16 protein-coding genes are annotated in these 21103 nt (G+C 72.1%); 12 read left to right on the plus strand and 4 right to left on the minus strand.

All coding sequences use genetic code 11. From position 1 onward, the window contains the following. Nucleotides 1-214: 214 nt before the first annotated feature. A complete protein-coding gene (locus ACFYZL_RS27005) occupies nucleotides 215-1303 on the plus strand; it encodes a LacI family DNA-binding transcriptional regulator (RefSeq protein WP_384749339.1) in 1089 nt (362 codons plus the stop codon). Here ACFYZL_RS27005 and ACFYZL_RS27010 read toward each other — a convergent pair. The 4 genes from ACFYZL_RS27010 to ACFYZL_RS27025 all read right to left on the minus strand — a co-directional run bounded on the left by ACFYZL_RS27010 (nucleotide 1287) and on the right by ACFYZL_RS27025 (nucleotide 6271). Beyond that, nucleotides 1287-1997 (minus strand): sulfite exporter TauE/SafE family protein, encoded by a 711-nt coding sequence (locus ACFYZL_RS27010; RefSeq protein ID WP_384749336.1) that lies wholly within the window; start codon nucleotides 1995-1997, stop codon nucleotides 1287-1289. The genes ACFYZL_RS27005 and ACFYZL_RS27010 overlap by 17 nt on opposite strands. Beyond that, nucleotides 1994-3451 carry an amidohydrolase family protein gene (locus ACFYZL_RS27015; protein ID WP_388682499.1) on the minus strand — a complete coding sequence of 486 codons (1458 nt, stop codon included), beginning with the start codon at nucleotides 3449-3451 and terminating at the stop codon, nucleotides 1994-1996. The genes ACFYZL_RS27010 and ACFYZL_RS27015 overlap by 4 nt, the downstream gene beginning before the upstream one ends. Nucleotides 3452-3470: 19 nt before the next feature. Then, nucleotides 3471-4853, minus strand: coding sequence for a uracil-xanthine permease family protein (locus tag ACFYZL_RS27020; protein WP_384749329.1), 1383 nt, complete (start codon nucleotides 4851-4853; stop codon nucleotides 3471-3473). Between the two features lie 233 nt (nucleotides 4854-5086). After that, complete coding sequence (locus ACFYZL_RS27025) at nucleotides 5087-6271, minus strand: PP2C family protein-serine/threonine phosphatase (protein WP_384749326.1); 1185 nt, start codon at nucleotides 6269-6271, stop codon at nucleotides 5087-5089. A gap of 839 nt (nucleotides 6272-7110) precedes the next feature. Between ACFYZL_RS27025 and ACFYZL_RS27030 the strand changes: the two genes are divergently transcribed. From ACFYZL_RS27030 to ACFYZL_RS27080, 11 genes are all read left to right on the plus strand, one after another. Beyond that, nucleotides 7111-8589 carry a xanthine dehydrogenase small subunit gene (locus tag ACFYZL_RS27030; protein ID WP_384749322.1) on the plus strand — a complete coding sequence of 493 codons (1479 nt, stop codon included), beginning with the start codon at nucleotides 7111-7113 and terminating at the stop codon, nucleotides 8587-8589. Further along, entirely contained in the window at nucleotides 8586-10976 is a 2391-nt protein-coding gene (gene xdhB / locus ACFYZL_RS27035) for a xanthine dehydrogenase molybdopterin binding subunit (RefSeq protein WP_384749319.1), read from the plus strand. The genes ACFYZL_RS27030 and xdhB overlap by 4 nt, the downstream gene beginning before the upstream one ends. Nucleotide 10977: 1 nt before the next feature. Continuing rightward, nucleotides 10978-11847, plus strand: coding sequence for a xanthine dehydrogenase accessory protein XdhC (xdhC, locus tag ACFYZL_RS27040; RefSeq protein WP_388682502.1), 870 nt, complete (start codon nucleotides 10978-10980; stop codon nucleotides 11845-11847). A 123-nt stretch (nucleotides 11848-11970) separates the two neighbouring features. Then, the gene (locus tag ACFYZL_RS27045; protein ID WP_384752045.1) at nucleotides 11971-12324 is read left to right on the plus strand and encodes a VOC family protein; all 354 of its coding nucleotides are present in this window, start codon (nucleotides 11971-11973) and stop codon (nucleotides 12322-12324) included. 118 nt (nucleotides 12325-12442) lie between these two features. Next, entirely contained in the window at nucleotides 12443-13852 is a 1410-nt protein-coding gene (locus ACFYZL_RS27050) for a chloride channel protein (RefSeq protein WP_388682506.1), read from the plus strand. A gap of 51 nt (nucleotides 13853-13903) precedes the next feature. After that, entirely contained in the window at nucleotides 13904-14830 is a 927-nt protein-coding gene (locus tag ACFYZL_RS27055) for an aldose 1-epimerase family protein (RefSeq protein WP_388682508.1), read from the plus strand. Nucleotides 14831-14862: 32 nt separating this feature from the next. Continuing rightward, nucleotides 14863-15786, plus strand: coding sequence for a cyclase family protein (locus tag ACFYZL_RS27060; RefSeq protein WP_388682580.1), 924 nt, complete (start codon nucleotides 14863-14865; stop codon nucleotides 15784-15786). A 147-nt stretch (nucleotides 15787-15933) separates the two neighbouring features. Continuing rightward, entirely contained in the window at nucleotides 15934-17514 is a 1581-nt protein-coding gene (locus ACFYZL_RS27065) for a GMC oxidoreductase (protein ID WP_388682510.1), read from the plus strand. 165 nt (nucleotides 17515-17679) lie between these two features. Next, nucleotides 17680-18519, plus strand: a complete 840-nt coding sequence (locus tag ACFYZL_RS27070; RefSeq protein WP_384752011.1) for an SDR family oxidoreductase — start codon at nucleotides 17680-17682, stop codon at nucleotides 18517-18519. A gap of 92 nt (nucleotides 18520-18611) precedes the next feature. Next, nucleotides 18612-20057, plus strand: a complete 1446-nt coding sequence (locus tag ACFYZL_RS27075; RefSeq protein ID WP_388682513.1) for a cytochrome ubiquinol oxidase subunit I — start codon at nucleotides 18612-18614, stop codon at nucleotides 20055-20057. Next, a complete protein-coding gene (locus ACFYZL_RS27080) occupies nucleotides 20057-21103 on the plus strand; it encodes a cytochrome d ubiquinol oxidase subunit II (RefSeq protein WP_384752017.1) in 1047 nt (348 codons plus the stop codon). Before ACFYZL_RS27075 ends, ACFYZL_RS27080 begins: the two co-directional genes overlap by 1 nt.

A 21103-nucleotide genomic window follows, 5' to 3' on the forward strand; every position in this document is an offset into this window, starting at 1 on the left:
TCGTGCGGAGCGAGTGGGGAACGCCGTCGTACCGCTGCGCGCCGCCGGTTCCTCCGAGCACGGGCCCCGGGGGCGGGTGAGGCGGACGGGGCCGGCGGACGGGGGCCGAGTCGGCGAAGATGGCAGCGTCACCCGACACCCGTCAACCGCCACCGTCACCCGTCAACCGCCAATCGGCGCAAGAGCCGTCGACCGATCGAGGAGCGTCCTGCCGATGTCCAGCCCCGGATCCGGATCCGGTTCCCGCAGGCGGCCGCCGACGATCGCCGATGTCGCCCTGGCCGCCTCGGTGTCGCGGACGACCGTGTCCCACGCCCTCAACGGGCTGGGCAAGGTCGACCCCCGGACCCGCGAACGCATCAAGCAGGTGGCCGCCGAGCTCGGGTACCGGCCGAACCTGCGCGCGCAGCGGCTTCGCCAGGGGCAGGCCAAGGCCATCGCGCTGGCCTCCTCGATGCCCTTCGCGGTGGCCGGCGGCCCCTCCCGGCTCGGCTTCTACATGGAAGTCGCCGCGGCGGCGGCCGAGCGCGCCCTGCTCCACGGGTACGCGCTCGTCCTGGTGCCTCCCGTCCAGTCCGGATCGGCGCTGCACTCCCTCGACATCGACGGCGCGATCGTCGTCGAGCCCGGTGAGGACGACGCGGCCGTGGCGCAGTTGCGCGAGCGGGGCCTGCCGTACGTGGCTCTGGGCCGCGAGATGCCCTCGATCACGGACGCCCCGTACGTGGACCTGCGCGGCGGCCTGGTCGCGGAGCTGCTCCTGGAGCACCTGCGCGCCCAGGGCGCCCGCCACCCGGCCCTGATCATCGGCGCCGGCACCCGCCACTCCGCCGTCGATGCCCGCGCCGCGTACGAACGGGCCGCCGCCGAGCAGGGTTGGACCCCGGTCGTGGCCACCGCTCCGGAGGAGGGCGGGGAGGAAGCCGGGTACGAGCGCTGCGCGGCCCTGCTGGCCGAGCATCCCGAGACCGACGCCGTCTGCGCACTCGTGGACGCCTTCGCGGTCGGCGCCGTCCGCGCGATCCGGGACAGCGGCCGGCGGGTCCCCGAGGACGTCATGGTGGTCACCCGGTACGACGGCCCGCGGGCCCGCACCTGCGAGCCGCCGCTCACCGCGGTCGACCTCCAACTGGACCGGGCGGCCTCCGAGGCGGTGGAACTGCTCCTCGCCCGCCTGCGGGACGAGGCCGGCGCCGGTACGGAGGCCACCGCCGCCGGGGCGGCTCCCGCGGCGGCGGTGTCGGCGCCCGAGCCCCGCGTCATCGCGCGGGCCTCGTCCCTGCGGGTCACGGCGCCAGAATGAGCACCGCCCCGGAGACGAGGGCGAAGGCGAGGACGAGCGGTCGCATCTTCGCGGCGTCGACACGGTGGTGCGCCAGCCTGCTCAGCCACGCCCCGACGGCCAGGGCGGGCAGCAGCAGCGCGGCCCAGCCCAGTTGCGCCGGGCTGCCCTGACCCGTCGCGAGCAGCAGGGCGAGGGAGACGACCTCGCCGACGAGGAAGCACACCGCGACCGTGGACCGCAGCTCCGCCGGCGGCCGGTGCTGGTAGACGAGCGCCAGCGGCGGGCCGCCCACCCCGGTCGCGGTCTCGGTGAGCCCCGTGACGAGCCCCGCGCCGAGGTAGGCGGCGCGGCCGGGCACGAAGGCGGGTGCGGCCAGGCTCACCACCGCCGCCAGCACGGTCGCCACGCCGACGACCAGGCCGAGGCGCTGCTCCGGCACCGCCCAGAGCAGTACGAGTCCGCCCGGGGTCGCCGCGAGCCGGGCCGCCGTGATCCAGCCTGCACCCCTCAGGTCCAGGGAGTGCCGCTCGCGCCAGGCCACGTACACGTTCAGCGGGATCATCGACGCGAGGACGAACACCGGGAGCAGGGCGGGTGCGAGCAGTCCGGCGACCGGGGCCACGACCAGCGCGAAGCCGAGGCCGCTGGTCCCCTGGACGAACGCGGCGGCGGCCACCACCAGGGCGAGGACCGCCAGGGTCGTGGCGCTCACCGCGCGGCGCTCCTCTCCCGTGCGTCCGTGGACGTGCGGTGCACGCGTTCGACCCCGGCCCGTCCGACCACCTCCCCGGCCAGCTCGGCGGCCCGCCGTACCAGTGCCGCGCCGTCCCAGTCGACGGGGCGGCCCCGGAACATGCGCAGCCGTCCGGCGACGACCACGGCGGTGATCTGGTCGCGGTTGCCGCGCCGCACCAGTTCCCAGGGCAGGTCCCAGGAGGGGCGCATCTCCGGGCCGCTCGCGTCGACGAGCAGGAAGTCCGCCGCCGCCCCCACCGCGATCCGGCCGGTGAGCGCTCCGAGGCCCACCGCGTCCGCTCCGCCCGGACCGGCGTGTTCGAGCCAGGTCCAGCCGGCGCCGCAGGAGGAGTCCCCGGTGGCCAGGCCGTAGGTGAGGCGCTGGGCGAACTCCGCGGCCTCCACCAGGCGGAAACCGTCGCCCCGGGTGCCGTCCGTGCCCAGTCCGAAGCGGATCCCGCGTTCGGCCATGGTGGTCGCGGGCGCCACGGCGTTGCCCTTCCAGGCACTGGCGACGGGGTTGTAGCTCACCGCGGCGCCCGTGTCGGCGAGCAGGGTCAGCTCGGCGGGGGTGACCAGGGTGGCGTGCGCCGCCAGCAACTGCGGTCCCAGGGCGCCGACTTCCCTCAGGTACTCCAGGGGCCGCAGGCCGTGCCGGACGAGGGAGCGCTCCACGCCGGCGAGGTGCTCGTTGACGTGGATCTGGACGACGGCGCCCGCTTCGGCGGCGAGCCGGGCGGTGGCCCGCAGCGTGTGCGCCGTCGCGGCCTCCGGGACGGCGACCGCGAGCGACGGGTGGACCAGTTCCTCCCCCTCGTAGCGGGCGAGGTGCTTCTCGGCGCGGGTCAGGACATCGGCCGTACGGGTGGGGCCCGAGGGATCGCCGGCGTCCTCGGTGTCGTGGCAGACGAGTCCCAGCACGCAGCGGATTCCGGCGTCGCGGGTGGCCGAGGCCACCACGTCGACGTCCACGCAGGCCCGGGTGCCGGCGTCCGCGACGGTGGTGAACCCTCCCCGCAGCGATTCGAGCGCCGCCAGTTTGGCGGCCACGTAGGCGGATTCCTCGTCCAGGGCGCCCTCCAGCGGGACCCACACCCGGCGGAAGATCTCGGAGGGCTCGCCGAAGGCGAGTGCGGAGCCGAAGCTCTGCGTCAGGTGGTGGTGCGCGTCGACGAATCCCGGCATGAGCACGTGTCCGGGCAGTCTGAGGGGGGTGAGGTGGGGGTGGTCGCGTTCCAGCCGCGGTGCCGGTCCGACCGCGAGGAAGGAGCCGTCGGCCACGACGACCGCGTACTGCTCCTTCGGTCCGTCGGGGGTCATCACGACGGCGGGGAGCAGGAGTCGGTCCTCGCCGGTGAGGTGGTCGGGGCGCAGGCCCTCCGGGCCCGGGCCCGCGTCCGGGTGCGCGTCGTACTGCGTCAGGTCGGTCATCTCGCTCTTTCGGTACGGGTCACGCGTGGGGTACGGCGCGGGTCTCGCCCGCGTCGACGAGGGCGGTGAGGGGGTCGCCGGCTCGCCCACGGACGAGCCGGGGCCGTACGTGGTTGAAGAGGACGTTGAGGATGGCGGCGGTGAAGGCGCCGACGGCGACGCCGCTTTCGAGGAGGATCCGCGCACCGGACGGCAGGCCCGCGTAGACGCCGGGGACGAGGATGGGCAGCAGGCCCAGTGCGAGGGCGACGGCGCAGATGAACCCGTTGGAGTGCCGTTCCAGGTCCGCCTTCCCCAGCATCTGGACGCCGAGCACCGTGATCACCGCGAACACCACCATCGCGGTGCCGCCGACGACGGCGGAGGGGATGACGCTGATGGCGCGGATGACGGGGGCGAGGAAGCCGATGGCGATGAGCACGACGCCCGCGGCCGCGGTCACGAACCGGCTGCGCACGCCCGTGACGCGGACGATTCCGATGTTCTCGCCGCTGGTCACCATCAGCGGGAGTCCCAGGAATCCGCCGAAGAGGGAGACGAGCGCGTCGCCCCGGATGGTCCGGGGGACGACCGTCCGCGTGTCGATCTCCTTGCCGACCGTCTCGGCGTTGATCACGGTCTGACCGGTGGCCTCCGCCATGGAGGCCAGGCCGTACAGCATCAGCGGCAGCGCGGCGACGAGGTTGAACTCGGGCGAGCCGAAGGGCATGAGATGCGGTGCGCTCAGGATCCCGCCGTCGGCGACTCCACCGAAGTCGAACCGGCCGAGTGCGAAGGCCAGTGCGGCCCCGGCGATCAAGCCGAGCATCACGGCGAGTTGCCGCACGATGCCGTCGAACAGCCAGTACAGGGCGACGGTGAAGCCGATCGTGGCCATGCCGAGTGCGAGGTTCGTGGTGTTCGCGAAGCCGGGGGTGCCCGGGCGTCCGGTGACGAGCAGCGCGCCGACCTTCACCAGGTTGACCCCGACGATCACGATCATCGTGCCGATGACGAGGGTGGGGAAGAACTTCAACAGGCGTGAGAAGACGGGCAGTACGACGAAGTAGAAGGCGGCGCTGATGATCACCGCGCCGGTGGCGGTGCGTACGCCGTGCTGTTCGGCGATGGCCAGGAACAGGATCAGCGGTGCTCCGCCGGGCAGCATGACGAACGGCAGCCGGGGCCCGAACTTCCAGGGTCCCAGGGACTGGATCAGGGAGCCGACCCCGGAGAGCACGAAGGCCGCCGAGAGCAGGTTCACGGTGAGGCCGGGGTCGAGATGGAGGGTGGCGCTCATCAGGAAGATCGCCGAGACGGGGGTCGCCGCCATGACGAGGACGTGCTGGATGCCGAACAGGATGATCCTGCTCAGCGGTCGGGACTGGTCCACGGGGTGGGGGAGAGTGCTGGGACTGGACACGTTCGAGCTCCGTTCGGCTCGCTCCGGTTTCGGCCACGATCCGGCTCCCGGCAGGGGCCAAATCGATTTGGCCAAATCGATTTGGCCGCCAGTATGTGAGGGCTCCGGAGACCCGTCAAGGGTTGCGGACGCACTGCTTCCACCGAGTTCCCGACGGGATCCCGACCGGTCGGCCGCCGACAACACCATGAAAACCGGCCGCGTTTGGGCTCAAAAGGGGCGACCCGGCCCGGTCACCACCGGGACTGCGGGGCCGTGTCGTCCCGGAGCCGATCGGGGTCGATCCTGTCGACGACCACGACCGCCACGTCGTCCGCCAGAGCGCCCTGCGTGTGCCTGATCAGCGCCTGGCGCAGGCCCTCCAGGAACTCGGGCCTGGTGTGGTCGCGCATCGAGGCCAGGGCCACGGGCAGGTCGAAGAACTTGTCGGAGCCGTCACGGGCTTCGAGGACACCGTCGGTGTGCAGCAACAACCGGTCCCCCGGCTCGAACGGATAGCCCTCCGTCCGTCCGGGCGGGCCGGTGATGAACTCCTCCAGGCCGAGCGGCGGCAGGGAGGTCGTGGGCACCAGGGGCCGGACCTTGCCGTCGCTCAGCAGCAGCGGGGCCGGATGGCCCCGGTTGACCACCTCGATGACGGGCCCGTCCGGGATCTGGGCCACGATCGCGGTGACGAACCCCTCCAGAAGCGCTTCCTCGTCGTCCGCCACCGCCGCACCGACGCCCGCTCCCGCCAGGGCGGCGTCCCGCCGCAGGGCCGCGCCGCAGTGGTCGACGACCTCGACCAGGTCGTCCTCGTAGTGCACGGACTCCCGGAACGCGCCGAGCACGACGGCGGCGGCCCGTACGGCGGGCAGCCCCTTGCCCCGTACGTCCCCGACGATCAGCCGGACCCCGTACCGGGTCTGCACCGCGTCGTAGAGGTCGCCGCCGATCTGGGCGCCCGTCTCGGCCGCCAGGTACATGCTGGCCGCCCGTACGGGCCCCAGCCTGTCCGGTACGGGTCTGAGCAGGACCTCCTGTGCGGCCTCCGCGATCCGGCGGACCTGGTTGAGCTCGTTCTCCCGACGCGTGCGCACGGCACTGCTCGTCATGAAGCTCGCCACCGTCACCAGGGACAGCGCGACCAGGTTCGTGTAGACCTGCTGGCCGCCCCAGGCCTGGTTGTGGGTGACGGTGATGATGCTGACCACCAGCGCCACCCCGGCCGCCGCGAGGGTGCCCATCGGGCCCATCGTCACGGCGGCCAGCGCGGGCGTCGCGACGAGCAGGGGGCCCGTGTAGACGAAGTGGAGGGGCGTGAGCTCGATGACGAGCACCACCAACGCGATCGCGAAGGGCACGCACTCCGCGAAGGCGAAGAGGATCTGGTGGCCGCCGGCTCCCGGTTCCGGGGGCGAGCGCGGGGGCGCTCTCATGCCTACAGCCTGCCCCGCCCGGCCCTGCCGCCGCCACTCCTCGCCCACCGCCCCGAAGGGAGGAGGAGAGCGCCCCTCCCCCGCCCGGGCGGGTGCGGCGGCCGGCACGTCACGGGACCCGCGGGGCCACCGGGAGGTGTCCCGGGGATGTCCATTGCTCCACTTCTTACAGAGGGCGCTCTCGGGTGGCCTGAATCCGCCTCTTGCGCCGCGCTCGCCCACCGCGCAAGCCCCGCGGCGTCGACACGGCGGTCACCGGTGGCCCCCGCCTCCCCCCAGCGCGACAAAACACCTGGTCAAGCGGGTCGAGCAGGCACCAGGGAACCTTCGGCGAGGCCCGGGGGCGAGGACGCGGAACCGGAGAATCCGGTATCCGTCGCCAGACGCAAGTCAGCGAATCGACGGAACGCGACTAATCGGGTTGGTCGGTCGTACAAAAACGCACGGCACAGGGCCGTTTGTCTTCAGGGAATCAACCGACAGCGGCTTGACCGATGGACCCGCCTGCACGTACTTTCGACCGTACCTACTCGTGACGTACCTACTCGTGAGCTGCTGGAAGGAGGCGAAGCCGGATGTCGACCATCTCCGAACTTCTTCGTCTCGCTCACCAGATCGCCTGGGCTCCGGGTCGAGTAGCACACGGCGCTTAGCAGCCGCTGTCCGGCGTGCCCGTTCCAGGGCCCCGGGACGTTTTCCATCTCTGTCACCACCTGCGGCGCGTGCTGCGCGCCGATTTGGCGCTCTCCCGGTTCCAGAGCTGCGCCAACGAAAAAGAAAGCTCCTAAAATGGCGACTAGGGTAGTCCGATCGACCGCGCCCCGAAATGAGGACGTGCCATGGTAGAGGCGCGCATCACGGTAAACGGGAAAGAAACACCCCTTTCCCCTTCCGCACCCCACACCACGGTGCTCGATTTCCTGCGCGAGCGCGGCCTGACCGGTACCAAGGAGGGATGCGCCGAGGGTGAATGCGGCGCCTGTTCCATCCTGGTCGCCCGTCCCGGAGTGGACAAGCCCACCGACTGGGTCGCGGTCAACGCGTGCCTGGTCCCGGCTGCGGCACTCGACGGCCAGGAGGTCATCACCTCCGAGGGTCTCGCCACCCCCGGCGAGGCCGGCGAGGCCCCCACGCTGCACCCGGTGCAGCAGGAGATGGCCGTCCGCGGTGGCTCGCAGTGCGGTTACTGCACCCCGGGCTTCATCTGCAGCATGGCCTCCGAGTACTACCGTCCGGGCCGCTGCGCCCAGACGTGCGCTCCGGGCGAGGACTCGCACGCCGAGGGCGACGCCGAGCACGGCCCGAACGGCTTCGACCTGCACTCGCTGAGCGGAAACCTGTGTCGCTGTACGGGTTACCGCCCGATCCGCGACGCCGCGTACGCCGTCGGTGAGCCCACCGAGGACGACCCGCTGGCCCAGCGCCGCGAGCAGCCCGCTCCCGCGCCCGCCGTCACCGAGTACACCCAGGACGGCCGCACCTTCGTGCGCCCTGCCTCCCTGGCCGAGGTGACGCAGCTGCTCCGCGAGCAGCCGAAGGCGGTCCTCGTCGCCGGCAGCACCGACTACGGCGTCGAGATCAACATCCGCTCCCGCCGGGACGACCTCGTGGTCGCGATCGACCGCCTGCCCGAGCTGCGCGAGCTGAAGTTCGAGGACGACTACCTCGAGATCGGCGCGGCGGTCACGCTCACCGAGATCGAGCGCCGCCTCGACGGCAGCGTCCCGCTGCTGGCCGAGCTGTTCCCGCAGTTCGCTTCCCGCCTCATCCGCAACAGCGGCACCCTCGGCGGCAACCTCGGTACCGGCTCCCCGATCGGTGACAGCCCGCCGGTCCTCCTCGCCCTGGAGGCGTCGCTGGTCCTCGCCGACGCCGACGGCGAGCGCGTGGTCCCGCTGGCCGAGTACTTCACCGGTTACCGCCAGACCGTGCGCCGTCCCGACGAGCTGATCCGCGCGGTGCGCATCCCGCTCCCGCTGTCGCCCGTCACGGCCTTCCACAAGATCGCCAAGCGCCGCTTCGACGACATCTCCAGCGTGGCCGTCGGTTTCGCGCTCGAGATCCAGGACGGCATCGTCACCAAGGCCCGCATCGGCCTCGGCGGCGTGGCGGCCACCCCGATCCGCGCTCTCACCACCGAGGCCGCCCTCGAGGGCAAGCCGTGGACGTCCGAGACCGTGGAGGCCGCGGCCCAGCTGCTGCAGGCCGAAGGCACCCCGATGAACGACCACCGCGCCAGCGCCGAATACCGCTCCGCGATGCTCGGCCAGAGCCTGTTGAAGCTGTTCGCAGAGACCCCTGAGGCGGTGTCGTCATGAGCCATCTGTCCGAGATCCCCGAGAAGCCCGTAGTCGGCGTATCCATGCCGCACGAGAGCGCGACCCTGCACGTCACCGGTGCCGCGCTCTACACGGACGACCTCGTGTACCGCACCAAGGACGTCCTGCACGCCTACCCGGTCCAGGTCATGAAGGCCCGCGCCAAGGTCACGGCGCTGCGCACCGAGGCCGCCCTCGCGGTGCCCGGTGTGGTCCGCGTGCTCACCATCGCCGACGTGCCCGGTGTCAACGACGCCGGCATGAAGCACGACGAGCCGCTCTTCCCGGACGAGGTCCAGTACTACGGCCACTCGGTGGCCTGGGTGCTCGGCGAGACCCTGGAGGCCGCGCGCCTCGGTGCCGCCGCCGTCGAGGTGGAGCTCGAAGAGCTGCCGTCGATCATGACGGTCAAGGAGGCCATCGCGGCGGAGGCCTTCCACGGCGCCCGTCCCCTGATGGTCACCGGCGACATCGACGCCGGCTTCGAGGAGTCCGCCCACGTCTTCGAGGGCGAGTTCCAGTTCCAGGACCAGGAGCACTTCTACCTCGAGACGCACGCGGCGCTCGCCCTGATCGACGAGAACGGGCAGCTGTTCATCCAGAGCAGCACGCAGCACCCCTCGGAGACGCAGGAAATCGTCGCGCACGTGCTCGGCATCCACAGCCACGAAGTGACTGTGCAGTGCCTGCGCATGGGTGGCGGCTTCGGTGGCAAGGAGATGCAGCCGCACGGGTTCGCGGCCATCGCCGCGCTCGGCGCCAAGCTCACCGGCCGTCCGGTCCGCCTGCGGCTCAACCGCACCCAGGACCTGACCATGTCCGGCAAGCGCCACGGCTTCCACGCCAAGTGGAAGATCGGCTTCGACGCCCAGGGCCGCATCCAGGCCCTGGACGCCACGCTGACCTCCGACGGCGGCTGGAGCCTGGACCTGTCCGAGCCCGTCACGGCTCGCGCGCTGTGCCACATCGACAACACGTACTGGATCCCCAACGCGCGTGTCGCCGGTCGCATCGCCAAGACCAACAAGGTCTCCAACACCGCCTTCCGCGGCTTCGGCGGCCCCCAGGGCATGCTGGTGATGGAGGACATCCTCGGCCGCGTCGCGCCCCAGCTCGGCCTGGACCCCATGGAGCTGCGCGAGCGCAACTTCTACCAGCCGAACCTGGGTCAGACGACGCCGTACGGCCAGCCGGTCACGCAGGCCGAGCGGATCTCCCTCATCTGGGACCAGATCCAGCAGAACGCCGGCATCGCCGACCGCAAGCGCGAGATCGCGGCGTTCAATGCCGCGCACCCGCACACCAAGCGGGCGCTCGCGATCACGAACATCAAGTTCGGCATCTCGTTCAACCTCACCGCCTTCAACCAGGGCGGCGCTCTCGTGCTGATCTACAAGGACGGTTCCGTCCTGATCACGCACGGCGGCACCGAGATGGGCCAGGGCCTGCACACCAAGATGATGCAGGTGGCCGCGACCTCGCTGGGCATCCCGCTGCACAAGGTGCGCCTCGCCCCGACGCGTACCGACAAGGTGCCCAACACCTCCGCCACCGCGGCCAGCTCCGGCGCGGACCTCAACGGTGGGGCGATCAAGAACGCCTGTGAGCAGCTGCGCGCGCGGCTGCAGCAGGTGGCCGCGGGCCAGCTGGGCGGGAACGCCTCGGACGTGCGCATCGTCGACGGTGTCGCCCGCGTCCTCGGCAGCGACAAGGAACTGGCCTGGGACGACCTGGTCCACACCGCGTACTTCCAGCGGGTCCAGCTCTCGGCGGCCGGTTTCTACCGCACCGAGGGTCTGCACTGGAACGCGCAGACGTTCCGGGGCTCCCCGTTCAAGTACTTCTCCTACGGCGCCGCGGCGGCCGAGGTCGAGGTGGACGGCTTCACCGGCAAGTACAAGCTCCGTCGCGTGGACATCATCCACGACGTGGGCGACAGCCTCTCCCCGCTGATCGACATCGGTCAGGTCGAGGGCGGCTTCGTCCAGGGCGCGGGCTGGCTGACGCTGGAGGACATGCGGTGGGACACCACCGAGGGTCCGAACCGCGGTCGTCTGCTGACGCAGGCGGCGAGCACGTACAAGCTGCCGAGCTTCTCGGAGATGCCCGAGGAGTTCAACGTCTCGCTGCTGCAGAACGCCTCCGAAGAGGGTGCGGTCTACGGCTCCAAGGCGGTCGGCGAGCCCCCGCTGATGCTGGCGTTCTCGGTCCGCGAGGCACTGCGGCAGGCCGCCGCGGCGTTCGGGCCGAGCGGTCTCAGCCTGGAGCTCGGTGCCCCCGCGACGCCCGAGGCGGTGTTCTGGGCGATCCAGAACGCGCGCGCGGCCGACGCGAAGCTGGACGTCAGCGAGGTCTCCGCTGACACGGCCGCCTTGAGCAATGCCTGACATGACGTGGGTAGCCGCGGTCGCGCGGTTGCGGGCGAACCGGGAACCCGGTGCGCTCGTGACCGTCGCGACCGTGCGCGGCCACGCGCCCCGCAAGGCCGGTGCCAAGCTCGTCGTGGGCCGGACCGAGACCTGGGGTTCGATCGGCGGCGGCAACATCGAGGCCGTTGCCATCGACCGGGCCCGCGAACTGATCGGCACCCCCGATCCGGAAGCGGAACTCATGGAGTTCGCCCTCAACGACAAGGTCACCAGCCGGCACGGCGTCCAGTGCTGCGGTGGAGCCGTGAGCGTGCTCGTGGAGCCGCTCCCGGTGGTCGAAGCGGTGGCGATCTTCGGCGTGGGGCATGTGGGGTTGGAGCTGGCCCGTATCCTGGCCCGCCACAACCTCGATCTGCACTTGATCGACACCCGTCCCGAGATGCTCTCCGACGAACGGCTCGGCGTGCTGTCGGACGCGGTGGCGGAAGTCAACGTGCACCACACGCTGCTGCTTCCCGAGGAGGTGCTCTCGGAGCTGCCGCCCGGCACGCACGTCCTGATCATGACGCATGATCACGCGGAGGACGCCGCGCTGTGCGACGCCGCTCTGCGGACCGACGGTCTCGGCTCGGTCGGCCTGATCGGATCCTCGGCCAAATGGGCGCGGTTCCGGCAGCGCCTGGCCAACGAGGGCGGCCACGACGCGGCCACCATCGATCGGATCAAGACCCCGATCGGTCTCACCGAGATCACCGGCAAGGAACCCGCCGTGATCGCGGTCAGCGTCGCGGCGGACCTGCTCCGGACCTTCGAACAGGACCGGCAGTGGGCGGTTTCGAACGCGGTTCCCTCCGTGGTGCCGCAGACTCCGGTCGCCAACAGCGTGTGAGGTGACACGGGCCGGGCACGGTCGTCCGGCCCGGCACGCCTCCTCCACCCCCTGGGTGACGACGGCCCGCCCGCGCGATCTCGCGCGGGCGGGCCGTCGCGCGTTCCTGGCAGGATGGCGGCCATGGAACGCGTTCTGGGAATCGGCGGGTACTTCATGCGGGCGGGCGACCCGGCGACCCTGGCCGCCTGGTACCGGGACTGCCTGGGCCTGGACGCCGACGAGCACGGCCTGTGGCGTCAGGAAGCCGGGCCGACGGTGTTCGCGACGTTCGAGTCCGGAACCGACTACTTCGGGGCCCGCTCCCAGCGGACCATGCTCGCCTTCCGGGTCCGCGACCTGGACGCGATGCTCGCGCAGCTGCGTGCCAAGGGCGCGGACGTGGACGCGGAGACCCAGGACATGGAGGGCGTCGGCCGGTTCGGATGGGTCACCGATCCCGAGGGCAACCGCGTCGAGCTGTGGCAGCCCGCCTGACCTGTTCCGCCACGTCCCGACACCTCCTGACACCTCCTGACATGCGAACTCCACGACCTGATGTTGGAATGGCCTGGCGGGCTGCCCCCCGCCGTGTGCCGTTGCTCGTGAGGAGTGGTTGCGGTTGTCCGGAACCAAGACTGGGCCTTCCGAAGCGAAACAGCCCGAAGAGGCGAACCTGCTGGGTGAACTGCTGCGCAGTCCGGGCTATTTGAAGACCCTCGTGTTCTGCGCCCTCATCGGCATCCCGGTGTCCCTGGTGGCGTTCTGGTTCCTGGTCGGGCTCCACGAGCTGGAGAAGCTGATGTGGGCCGGCTTGCCGGAGTCCCTGGGCTGGAACGTCCCACCGTGGTGGTGGCCGTTGCCACTGCTGCTCGTTGCCGGTGTGACCGTCGGGCTCGTGGTCACCCGAATGCCCGGCGGGGGCGGCCACATCCCCGCCGGGGGACTGCACACCGGCGGCGCCTCCCCCAGAGCCCTGCCCGGCGTGGTGCTCGCCGCCGTGCTCAGCCTCCCCCTCGGTGCCACCCTCGGCCCCGAGGCCCCGTTGATCGCCCTCGGTGGCGGCCTGGCCCTCCTGTTCAGGGATCTGGCGCGGATCCCCGCGAACCCCCAGAGCGCGGCCCTGCTGGGCGCGGCGGGAGCGGCTTCGGCGATCGCGGTGATCTTCGGGAGTCCGTTGGTCGCCGCGGTGCTGCTCATCGAAGTGGCCGGGGTCGGCGGGCCCCAACTGTTCGCGGTCATGCTGCCCGCGCTGCTGTCGAGCGGCGTGGGCGCACTCGTCTTCACCGGCTTCGGCCGCTGGACCGGTCTCGACGCGCCCAGCCTTTCCATGAAGGTCGGCGTGCCCGCCGCACGCCTCGACGCCGGGGACGTGATCTGGGCGGTCCTGATGGCCGTGGCCATCGGCGCCGCCATCCATCTGATCATGCGGGGCGGGCAGCTGACCGCGCGGTTCGTCGCGAAGCGCACCGTCCTCCACACCACGTCGTGCGCCCTGGCGGCGGGTGTCTGCGGTGCCGTGTACGCGCTCGCCACCGGCCGGACGCCCGCCGACGTGGCCTCCTCCGGCCAGGCCACGCTGGGCCGGCTGGCCGCCGATCCGCACAGCTGGAGCGTCGGGGACCTGATCGCCGTGCTGCTGTGCGCCGGCGCCGCCTACGCCCTGTGCCTCGGCAGCCTGCGCGGCGGCCCCGTGTTCCCCTCGCTGTTCCTGGGCGGCGCGGCGGGCGTGCTGCTCTCGCCGCTGCCGGGTCTGGGGGTCGTACCGGCCATGGCCGCGGGGATGGCGGCCGCGACCGTCAGCGCCCTGCGGCTGCCCGTCAGCAGCATCGTGCTCGTCGTCCTGGTGCTCGACAGCGCCGCCATGACCCCGGTGATCGTCCTGGCGGCCGTCGTGTCCTTCGTGACCAGCCAGCTGCTGATGCGCCGCTCCGCGCAGCGGACCCCCGGAGCCCCCGCGCAGCCGCAGGCCGGCCCTCCCCCGCCCCCCGGCCCCGGCGCGGCGGGCGCGGCCGGTCCCGCCTGAGCCCTCCCTGGGCCCTCCGCCGTACCTCCGTCGCACACCGAGGAGCCGCGCATGCCCCCCACGGCATCGGGAGAACAATGGCCGCTGCGCCGCGGCGAGCAGGCCGCGGTGGTCGTCGAGCTGGGCGGCGCCCTGCGCGAGTACGCGGTGGGCGGGCGGCCGGTCCTGGACGGATTCGCCGCCGACGAGCCGATCACCGGTGGCCGCGGGCAGCTCCTCGTACCGTGGCCGAACCGGGTGGCCGGCGGCCGCTACCGGTTCGGCGGCGGGGAGCTGCGGTTGCCGCTGACCGAGCCGGAGAACGGCAATGCGATCCACGGCCTGCTGAGGTGGGTCCCGTGGCGGCTGCTGGCGCGCGAGCAGGACGCGGTCACGGTGGGCACCACCCTTTTCCCGCAGCCCGGCTACCCGTTCCGGCTGCAGGTCACCGCCGAGTACCGGCTGGGCCCGGACGGGCTGGAGACCACCGTCACCGCCACCAACCCGGGGGACACCGCCGCGCCCTACGGGGTGGGACAGCACCCGTACCTCACCGTGGGCACGGACCTGGTGGACGACGCGCTGCTGACCGTCCCGGCCCTGCTCCGGCTCGACGCCGACGAGCACGGCGTGCCGGTCGGCGAGGAGCCGGTCGAGGGCTCGGCGTACGACTTCCGGACGGCCCGGCCCATCGGCGGGCAGCACCTGGACACCGCGTTCACGGGGCTCGACCGGGACTCCGCCGGCGACTGCGCGGTGCGGCTGGCGCACCCTTCGGGGGACCGCGGCGTCGACGTACGGCTCCTTCAGGGCGTCGAGTACGTGCAGGTGTACACCGGGGACACGCTGTCGGAGCCCGGGCGGCGCCGGCGCGGTGTCGCGGTCGAGCCGATGTCCTGCCCGGCGGACGCCTTCCGCAGCGGCACGGCGCTCGCGGTCCTGCGGCCGGGCGAGAGCCACGTCCTGCGGTGGGGTCTGTCCCCGTGGGGGTCCTGGTGACGGCGCAGTCCGGGCCGTCGGCGCCGGGGCGGATGACCGGTGGGGCGTTCCGCGCGCTGTACGAGGAGGTGCGCGGGTTCGACCGGCGCGCACCCGACGACCGGCGAGGTGCGCTGCGGCACCTGACGCCCGAGCGGGTCGTGGCCGCCGCCGCCGAGGTCCGTTCCGGACGTACGGTGTCCCTCGCCGCGCCCATCGAGACCGAGGCCGGCCCCGACGATCCCGACCCCGCGCGGCACCGGATGATCGAGCCCGCCGAGGGCCGGACCGGTGCGGCGGGCGGCGACGGGCTGCACTTCGCGCTCGACCGGTTCGCGATGAACGTGCACGGGGACGCGGACAGTCATCTCGACGCGCTGTGCCACGTGCTGTTCGACGGGACGCTCTACAACGGCGTGCCGGCCGACAGCGTCACCTCCGAGGGCGCCGGCGCGCTCTCCGTCGAGGTCGTCCGGGACGGCATCGTCGGCCGCGGTGTGCTCCTGGACGTGCCGCGGCTGCGGGGCGTTCCGTGGCTGGAGCCCGGGGAGCACGTGACCGCCGCCGACCTGACCGCGGCCGAGGCGGCCCAGGGGGTGCGGGCCGGGCCGGGTGACGTGCTGTTCGTACGGGTGGGACATCGGCCGCGGCGCCGGGAGCTCGGGCCGTGGGACGCCGCGCGGGCCCGGGCCGGTCTCCATCCCACGGCCGTACGGTTCCTGGCCGAGCGGCAGATCTCCGCACTGGGTTCGGACGGCAACAACGACACCGCCCCCAGTGCGGTGGTCGGGGTGGATTTTCCGGTGCACGTGCTGGCGGTGCACGCCATGGGGGTGCACCTGATGGACTACCTGCAGTTCGAGGAGCTGGCGCCGGCCTGCGCGGAAGCGGGCCGGTGGTCCTTCCTGTCCGTGGTGGCGCCGCTCAGGCTGCCGTCGGGCACCGGTTCGCCCGTGAATCCGATCGCGGTCCTCTGACGGCGGGGCGCCGGTTCCGCGTCCGGTCGCCGTTCCCCCGGTGGGGGGTTAGGTTCGAAGAGGTGGGGGTGGCTGCCGTGTCCCGGCAGCGCGCAGCGAGAGGGCCGGTGACAGGGCGGGCCCACGAGCGCAAGGACGGTGGTCGCCGTGGGCGACTCCCCGCACTACGACGTCGTCGTCATCGGTTCGGGCGCCGGGGGCGGTACGCTCGCCCACCGGCTCGCCCCGTCCGGGAAACGGGTGCTCATCCTCGAACGCGGCGACTACCTCCCGCGCGAGCGGGACAACTGGGATTCCACCGCCGTGTTCGTGAAGGGCAAGTACCGTGCCCCGGAGTTCTGGTTGGACAAGCACGGCGACGAGTTCCCGCCCGAGGTCAACTACTACGTCGGCGGGAACACGAAGTTCTACGGCGCCGCCCTCTTCCGGCTGCGGCCCGAGGACTTCGGGGAGCTCCGCCACCACGACGGGGTCTCCCCCGCCTGGCCGATCCGGTACGAGGACCTGGAGCCGTACTACACGCAGGCGGAGCACCTCTACCTGGTCCACGGCCGTCACGGGGAGGACCCGTGGGAGGGGCCGTGCAGCGCCCAGTACGCCCATCCCCCGGTCGAACACGAGCCGCGCATCCAGCAGTTGAGCGATGACCTGGAGAAGCGCGGGCTGCACCCCTTCCACCTGCCCATCGGCGTGAACCTGGTGCAGGACGGGCAGGGGCGGGCGAGCGGTTCCAGCGTCTGCATCCGCTGTGACCGCGTGGACGGCTTCCCGTGCCTGGTGCGCGGCAAGTCGGACGCCCAGGTGATCTGTGTGGAGCCGGCCCTGACGCACCCCAACGTCGAGTTGGTCACCAACGCGCGGGTGGTCCGGCTGGAGACCGACCCGACCGGACGCACCGTCAGCAGGGTGGTGACCCGGGGCGAGGACGGTGCCGAGACCCCCTACACGGCGGACATCGTGGTCGTGGCCTGCGGTGCGGTCAACTCGGCGGTGCTGCTCCTGGCTTCGGCGGGCGACCGTCACCCGCACGGGCTGGCGAACAGCTCGGGCGTGGTCGGCCGGCACTACATGCGGCACAACAACCTGGCGCTGATGGCCCTTTCGAAGGAGCCCAACGACACGAAGTTCCAGAAGACGCTGGCCCTGCACGACTGGTACCTCGGCGCCGACGACTGGGACTACCCGCTGGGCGGCATCCAGATGCTCGGCAAGTCGGACGCCGACCAGATCCACGGCGAGGCGCCGCGCTGGGCGGGGGCCGTGAGCCCCGACATGCCCTTCGAGGTCATGGCGCACCACGCGGTCGACTTCTGGCTGTGCGGCGAGGACCTTCCCCTCCCCGACAACCGGGTCACGGTCGACGGTGACGGCACCATCCGTCTCGTGCTGGACGAGAAGAACAACATCGAGGGGCTGACCCGCCTGCGGCACAAGCTCCAGGGCATGCTCAGCCACCTGGGGATGCACGAGCACCGTCTCCTGACGCGGAGCATCTACCTCCACAAGGGCATGCCGATCGGCGCCACGGCGCATCAGGCCGGCACCGTGCGGTTCGGCGACGACCCGGCCACCTCCGCCCTGGACGTGAACTGCAAGGCGCACGACCTCGACAACCTGTACGTGGTCGACACGAGCTTCTTCCCGAGCATCGGAGCGGTCAATCCGTCGCTCACGGCGATGGCGAACGCCCTGCGGGTCGGCGACCACCTGCTGGAGCGGCTGGGCTGACGCCGGCCCTGCCTGTCCTCCGACCGGGCGGCGCTGCTCGGCCGCGTGGCCCAAGCCCGCCTCGCCCGGGGCGCGGGTCCGCGGAGGCGGTGCTTGGGTGGCGTTCGGACGCTGCCGCGCCGCTGTCCGGCGGCCCGGGCCGGGCATTCGAGGAGGCGGTCTACGTTGAGTTCCCACCGGAGCGGACCGCGGGGAGTGATCCCCGCCCACCTGCTCAAGGGTCAAAAGGCACTGGTCACCGGCGCCAACAGCGGGATCGGCAAGGCCACCGCCATCGGCCTGGGCCGGGCCGGGGCCGACGTGGTGGTGAACTACGTGTCCGGTGCGGAGGAAGCCGAGAAGGTGGTCGAGGAGATCACCTCGTTCGGCGTCCGCGCCGCCGCGTACGAGGCGGACGTGTCCCAGGAGGACCAGGTCGTGGCCATGATGGACCGGATGGTCCGGGAGTTCGGCACGATCGACATCCTGGTCGCCAACGCCGGCCTGCAGCGTGACGCCCCGTTCGAGGAGATGACGCTCGCCCAGTGGCAGAAGGTGATCGACGTCAACCTCACGGGCCAGTTCCTCTGCGCGCGGGAGGCGACGAAGGAGTTCCTGCGGCGCGGCGTGGTCCCGGAGGTGTCCCACGCGGCCGGGAAGATCATCTGCATGAGCTCCGTGCACCAGATCATCCCGTGGGCGGGGCACGTGAACTACGCCTCCTCCAAGGGCGGCGTGCAGATGCTGATGGAGACCCTGGCCCAGGAGCTCGCGCCCAAGAGGATCCGCGTGAACGCGATCGCCCCGGGCGCCATCAGGACGCCGATCAACCGGAGCGCGTGGGAGACCGAGGAGGCCCGGGAGGACCTGCTCAAGCTGATCCCGTACGACCGGATCGGCGACCCCGAGGACATCGCCCACGCGGCCGTGGGCCTCGCCTCCGACCTCATGGACTACGTCGTCGGCACCACGCTCTACGTGGACGGCGGCATGACCCTCTTTCCCGGCTTCGCCACCGGCGGTTGAGTGCGGCGGCCGATCCCCGCACCTCGGCCGCGCGGCGCGGCCCGCGCGGCTCGGCTCCCTCCGGCCCGTGATCCCGAGCGGCAAAGGAACGCATGCACACCACGGTCCACCTGCTGGCGGCGGACAGCCCCGCCCAGTTGCTCCCGGCCAGGGAACTCATGGCGTTCACCCTCGCCTCCCACATCATCCTGGTGCCGATGGGAGTGGCGCTGCCGCTCATCACCCTCGTCATGCACTACCGCGGCCTGCGCCGGAACGACCCGACGGCCCTGCTGTTGGCCCGGCGCTGGTCGGCCGTGATGGCCGTGCAGTTCGCGATCGGCGTCGTCACCGGCACCGTGCTGTCCTTCGAGTTCGGGCTGCTGTGGCCCGGACTGATGGGCCGGTGGGGTGATGTCTTCGGCATCGGCTTCGGCGTCGAGGCCTGGGCGTTCTTCCTCGAAGCGGTGCTGATCGCCATCTACCTGTACGGCTGGCGCAGGCTGGAGCCGCGCACCCACTTCCTGCTCGGGCTGCCCCTGCCGGCCATCGCGCTGCTGGGGGCCTTCGGCATCCTGGCCGCCAACTCGTGGATGAACACCCCCCAGGGGTTCACGCTCGACTCGGCCGGCAACCCGGTCGACGTGGACGTCTGGAAGGCGATCTTCACCCCGATGTTCGGGCCCCAGTACTGGCATTTCGTCGTGGCGATGCTGGTGACGGCGGGCTACGTGGTGGCGGGCGTCTACGCCGTCGGGTGGCTGCGCGGGCACCGGGACCACTACCACCGGCTCGGCTTCGCGGTCCCCTTCACGCTCGCCGCGGTGGCCACGCCGGTGCAGTTCGTCCTGGGGGACTCGATCGCCCGGCAGGTGTTCCACAAGCAGCCCGTGAAGTTCGCGGCGACGGAGCTCGTCTGGGACACCGACACCCACGTACCGGAGTACCTCTACGGCCGGCTCCACTCGGACGGGACCGTCTCCGGCGGCATCAGGATCCCCCAACTCGACTCCATCCTGGCCGGGTTCACTCCGAACACGCAGGTGACCGGGCTGAGCTCCGTCCCGGCGAGCGACCGGCCGAACGCGACCCAGGCCACGATCGCGCACTGGGCCTTCGACACCATGGTCGGGATCGGCAGCCTGCTCCTGCTGCTCGCCGTCTGCTACGGCTTCGTCTGGCTGCGCCACCGGCGGCTGCCCGGCTCCACGTGGTTCTACCGCGGCGCGGCCTGCGCCGGCGTCGCCTCCGTCCTCGCCGTCGAGTGCGGCTGGATCACCACCGAGGTGGGGCGCCAGCCCTGGATCGTCTACCAGAACATGCGCGTCGCGGAGGCCGTCACCCCGACCAGGTCCACCACCCTGTGGATCATGTTCGGGCTGGTGGTCGTGGTGTACGTCTGCGTCTTCGGGGTGTTCCTCGGGATCCTGCTGAAGATGCGCGACGGCCGGCGCCTGGCCGACGGACGGACGGGCGGACGCGCCGACGGGCCGGCGGTGGAGGAGCCGGAGGCGGTCACCCCCTACGGTCCGCGCCCGCCCGTGGGAGGTGGTGGGTGATGGCCGGTTTCGTCGCGCTCGTGCTGCTGCTCGCGGTGGCCGCGTACGCCTGCGGCGGCGGCATCGACTACGGGGCGGGTTTCTGGGACCTGACGGCCGGCGGGACCGAGCGCGGCAAGCGCCCGCGGTGGCTGATCGACCACGCCATGGCACCCGTGTGGGAGGTCAACAACGTCTGGCTGGTCTTCGTCCTGGTCCTGATGTGGACCGGGTTCCCCGTCATGTTCCAGACCGTGTTCACCGCGCTGTGGGCCCCCCTGGCGCTGGCCGCCCTGGGCATGGTCCTGCGCGGCGCCGGATTCGCCCTGCGCAAACCCGCGCGTCGGCTGGCTCGGCGACGCCTCTACGGCGCCGCCTTCGCCGTCGCCTCCCTGCTCACGCCGTTCTTCCTCGGGGCTGCGGTCGGCGCCATCGCCACCGGCCGGATCGCGCCCGGCGTCGAGGCCTCCGCGGACGCGTGGGCCAACCACGCGTCGCTCGCCTTCGGGGTGCTCACCATCGCCGCGACCGCGCTCCTCGGTGCCGTGTTCCTGACCGCCGACGCCGCCCGCTTCGACGCGCCCGACCTGGTCGGCTACTTCCGGCTCCGTTCCCTGGTCGCCCTCGTCGCGGCGGCCCTGACGGCGGTGTGGGTGCTCGTGGTGACCCGGGGCGACTCCCCCCACGTCTGGCACGGGCTGACGCACGGCGCGGGGCTCGCCCTCGCGATCGTGTCCCTGGTGTGCTTCGCCGCGACGGCGTTGTCCGTGGTGCGGCGGCGGACGCACCTGGCGCGATTCGGCGCCGTCGGCACCGTGGTCGCGGCCGTCCTCGCCTGGGGGCTGGCGCAGCGCCCCTACCTCATCCCCACCTCGCTGTCCGTGGCGGACGCCGCGGGGGATCCGCAGACGCTGGTCTGGCTGACGGTGGTCAGCCTCGTCTCCCTGCTGCTCGTCGCGCCGGCCGTCTTCTTCCTCTACTGGCTGGACACCCACGGCGAGCTGGAGCCCCTGACCGAATCCGACCTGAGCGGGCCCGGCCCCGCGCGGGGTGACGCGCGGCCGTGA

It is taken from the genome of Streptomyces sp. NPDC001717 (genome assembly GCF_042892775.1).
Taxonomy (GTDB): Bacteria; Actinomycetota; Actinomycetes; order Streptomycetales; family Streptomycetaceae; genus Streptomyces.